Here is a 3,827-nt window from a genome sequence, read left to right as displayed (position 1 = left end):
CCGGAAATCGCCCGGCAGATCACCGAATGGATGACCAGCGCGGTCTCGCAGGGCATCGCCCGGGGAGCCGCCGTCTCAGGCGTTCAGGTTGCAGGTAAGACCGGAACCGCCGAACTGGGCAATGGCCTGAACAACTCCTGGTTCACCGGGTTCGCCCCGGCGAACAACCCGCAGGTGGGTGTCACGATCGTCATGGAGGGCGTAGACATCACCACCGGCGCACAGCTAACCAGTCCGAACGCGAAAAAGATTTTTGAGGCGGTGTTGAACAAGTGAGGCCAACAACAGGAATCACCCTCGGCGGCAGATTCCAGCTGACCACGCGGATCGCGATCGGCGGGATGGGGGAGGTCTGGAAGGCCAAGGACCTTGTCCTGGGCCGCATCGTGGCCATCAAGGTGCTGAAGGAGGAGTACACCGGGGACCCCGGCTTCCTCCAGCGCTTCCGTGCCGAGGCACGCCACACCGCCCTGTTGAACCACGTGGGCATCGCCAACGTCTTTGACTACGGCGAGGAAGAGGGTTCGGCATACCTGGTCATGGAACTCGTTCCGGGCCAGCCGCTGAGCAGCATCATCGAACACGAACAGGTTCTGTCCCCGGACCGTACGCTGTCCATGATTGCCCAGACGGCACGGGCGCTTTCGGTCGCCCACGCGCAGGGGCTGGTGCACCGCGATATCAAACCCGGCAACCTGCTGATCACCCCGGACGGCCGCGTCAAGGTTACCGACTTCGGCATCGCCCGCCTCGCAGACCAGGTCCCGCTCACGCAGACCGGCCAGGTGATGGGTACCGCCCAGTACCTCGCCCCGGAGCAGGCCACCGGCCAGACGGCCACGGGATCCTCGGACATCTACTCCCTCGGCGTCATCGGTTACGAGTGCCTGAGCGGACACCGGCCGTTCTCCGGTGAGTCGCAGATCGCGATTGCACTGGCCCAGGTCAACGACGCCCCGCCGCCGCTGCCGGACACCTTGCCCAAACCGGTCCGCGCCCTGCTGATGTCCATGCTCGCCAAGGACCCCAAGAACCGCCCGGCCAACGCCATTAAACTTTCCGAAGCCGCGGAAGCCATCCGCAACGGCGATATCAACGCCGCTCATGCAGCCGTGCCCGGAATGCTCCTGTTCGAAGGTGGTACCGGCGCCATCACTGCGCCGGTGGACATTGCCACGGCACCCACCGGCGTCATCAGCCAGAAGGACAGCAGGGAAGCGTCCACCTCCGCGTTGCCGGTCCTCGGAGCCGCAGCCGCGGGTGCCGCTGCAGGTGCTGCAGGGACCGGAACCGGGAGCACGCTTTCGCGTGCGGACGCCCTGGCCGCCGAGCGCAGCTGGGTCCAGGAAGAGGAAACGTACGACGACGAGCCCTCCGATGAGCCCGATCGTCGCGGCCGCAGCCCCTGGACCTGGCCTCTGATCGCTTTGATCCTGCTGGTCCTGTTCGCGCTGGTGGGGTTCTTCCTGAGCCAACAGGGGATTCTCTTTCCGGCCAAGGACGCAGTGACAACGTCCGCGTCCAGCAGCCCGCCCCCCACCAGTGCCAGCCCGTCAGTGACGGCGACGTCCGCGACCCCCACGCCCACACGGACCACTGCCACGCCTACTCCACCGCCGACGCCCACCACCGTGGATATCATCTCGGCCGCCTACCTGGGCAAGGACTACCGTCAGGTCCAGGCAACCCTGGAAACCATGGGCCTGTCCGTGCGCGTCATTCCGCAGCAAAGCACTGCCGCCGCCGGAACGGTCCTCCAGGTCAACCCCACAGGCACCGTGCCGAAGGGAACAGAGGTGACCGTGACCTATGCCGTGGCCATCCCCACTACGGCTCCGGTACCGACCACTTCCTCGCCGCCGGCTTCCGCCGCCCCGTCCGCAATCGCCACCTGCGATCCCGGCCAGCTGCCGGGTACGCCTGCTACCTGCACGCCGTAACCGCCAGGATCTCCCATGAATGATTCAACCCGCACCCCGCTCCACCGGGAGGACAGCCTCCCGGTGGATAACCAGCGTGTCCTGAGCGGACGCTACGAACTCGGCGGCCTGATCGGCCGTGGGGGGATGGCAGATGTCCACAGCGGAGTTGATACCCGGCTTGGGCGGACCGTGGCCATCAAGCTGCTCCGTCCGGACATGGCCCGGGATCCGCAGTTCCAGGCCCGTTTCAAGCGTGAAGCGCAGTCTGTGGCGGCGTTGAACCACTCCTCGATCGTTGCCATCTATGACACCGGCGAGCACGTCGTCCCGGACGGTACCGAGGACATCCGGGTCCCGTACATCGTGATGGAGTTTGTTGAGGGAAAGACGCTGCGGGATCTGATCCGGGCCAAGGAAGTCAGCATCGACCGGGCCATCGAGTACACCCTGGGCGTCCTCGCTGCCCTGGAATACAGCCACAAGGCCGGCATAGTCCACCGGGACATCAAACCAGCCAACGTGATGTATTGCGAAGGCTCCAACTCCATCAAGGTCATGGACTTCGGGATCGCCCGGGCCATGGCTGACTCCTCAGCCACCATGACCCAGACCCAGGCCGTGGTGGGAACGGCACAGTACCTCTCGCCGGAACAGGCGCGGGGCGAAACCGTTGATGCCCGCAGCGATCTTTACTCCGCTGCATGCCTGCTCTACGAAATGCTGACTTCCCGCCCTCCGTTCATCGGTGACAGCCCGGTCTCTGTGGCGTACCAGCACGTCCGGGAGATTCCGGAGCCTGCCAGCAGCCTGAACCCTGAGGTATCACCGGCGCTGGACAGTGTCCTCGCCAAAGCCCTGCAGAAGAACCGGGACGACCGGTTCCAGGATGCGGCCGCGTTCCGGCGTGCGCTGCGCGCCGCACGGGCGGGAGTTGCTGTTCCTGCCCTGGCCTCGAGCGAGGCCCCCACGGATCCCCATGACCACGTCCCAACCCCCGAAAGCACGCCTGCAACAGAAGCCTTCGCACTGACCGGTGCCAGCTTCATGGACGACGCCCCGGCGGGCCAGCGCTCCTCCGATGACACCCGCACCGACGGGCCAATACTTCCCGTGACGGGCGCCGGTGCCTCGGCGGGCCCGGACAGCGGCGAACTGCCCCTGGGATTCGCCCCGGAACGTGAGCGCACCGCCCGGCAGAAGTCCCGCCGTCGTACGTGGATCGCCACCCTGGTGATCTTCACCCTCCTGGTTCTGGGAGGAGGCGGGCTGTGGGTGTACAACATCGTGAACCGTCCGGCCCCGCCGCCGGCGAAGATCCCCGTCCCGGTGGTGGCCGCTCTCACGGAGTCCGCAGCACTCCAGGAACTCTATGGAGCAAACCTCCGTCCGAAGAGCCAGCGCGTCAAACACGAAACCGTCCCCACAGGTGTTGCCATTGGCACCGATCCTGTGGCCGGAACGGAGCTCGATCCCAGCGCTGAGGTGATCCTGAATATCTCCGACGGTCCCGCCGCTGTGAAGATTCCGGAGAACCTCCCGGGCCAGACGGAGGCTGCGGCCCGGGACATCCTGCGCCAGAACGGACTGCTGGGTGCCGCGTCAACGACCACTGCCAACAGTGCCACGGTCCCCGGGGGCCGTGTCATCACCACCAGCCCTGCACCCGGCCAGCAGGTCGCCGTGGGCAGCACCGTGGAGATCGTCATTTCCACCGGCAAGGTGGCCATGCCCGAACTGCGCGGCCGCACCCGAGCCGACGCAGAGGCGGCGCTGAAGGAACTGGGACTGGTCCCCGTCGTCCAGGAAGTGGAGAACTCAGAGGTTGAGGCCGGCCGGGTCACGGACCAGAGCGACGGCGTGAACTCCAGCGTCGATCAGGGTAAGACCATCGCGATTGTGGTAGCC

The 3,827-nt window shown here is 66.1% G+C and carries 3 protein-coding genes; all 3 read left to right on the top strand.

Annotation, left to right across the window (positions count from 1 at the left end; all coding sequences use genetic code 11):
- Window positions 1-276, top strand: a 276-nt coding sequence (locus DBR22_RS19025; RefSeq protein WP_258229308.1) for a penicillin-binding transpeptidase domain-containing protein, incomplete at its 5' end; no start/stop codon positions are given.
- Window positions 273-1,940, top strand: coding sequence for a protein kinase domain-containing protein (locus DBR22_RS19020; protein WP_108600284.1), 1,668 nt, complete (start codon window positions 273-275; stop codon window positions 1,938-1,940). The genes DBR22_RS19025 and DBR22_RS19020, both read left to right, overlap by 4 nt.
- A 15-nt stretch (window positions 1,941-1,955) precedes the next feature.
- Window positions 1,956-3,827: Stk1 family PASTA domain-containing Ser/Thr kinase (gene pknB, locus DBR22_RS19015; protein ID WP_108600283.1), on the top strand; the 1,872-nt coding region annotated here is incomplete at its 3' end.

Source organism: Arthrobacter sp. HMWF013 (genome assembly GCF_003061105.1).
Taxonomy (GTDB): Bacteria; Actinomycetota; Actinomycetes; order Actinomycetales; family Micrococcaceae; genus Arthrobacter.
Note: the sequence above shows the minus strand (reverse complement) of the source record. Positions and strands in the feature narration are given on the sequence as shown.